Origin of the sequence: Citrobacter sp. TBCS-14 (assembly GCF_005280805.1) — a bacterium.
GTDB lineage: Bacteria > Pseudomonadota > Gammaproteobacteria > Enterobacterales > Enterobacteriaceae > Citrobacter > Citrobacter gillenii.
This window is the reverse complement of record NZ_SZWM01000073.1, coordinates 206-522: the sequence shown is the minus strand read 5'-3', so window position 1 is coordinate 522 and position 317 is coordinate 206. Positions and strand designations below refer to the sequence as shown.

Here is a 317-nt window from a genome sequence, read left to right as displayed (position 1 = left end):
ATCGCCAAGGAACGAAAAGACCGGCATTGGGTTATCGCTGTTTTGCTGGCCAAGTACGCTGAAATCGATGGTACGCGCATCTATACGCGGCGGTGTGCCGGTTTTCAGACGGCTAACGCGCAGCGGTAGCTCACGCAGGCGACGTGACAGTGGGATAGACGGCGGATCGCCAGCACGGCCACCGCTGTAGTTGTCCAGACCGATATGAATTTTACCGTCGAGGAAGGTTCCGACCGTTAAGACCACGGCTTTGGCACGGAACTTCAGTCCCATTTGGGTCACTGCCCCGACAACACGATCGTTTTCCACAATCAGAT

General features: G+C 55.8%; 1 protein-coding gene. It reads right to left on the bottom strand.

Going from position 1 to position 317, the window contains the following annotated elements; genetic code table 11:
• The coding region (locus tag FDX22_RS30790; RefSeq protein ID WP_255432653.1) for an FAD-dependent oxidoreductase at positions 1–317 on the bottom strand (317 nt) is incomplete at both ends.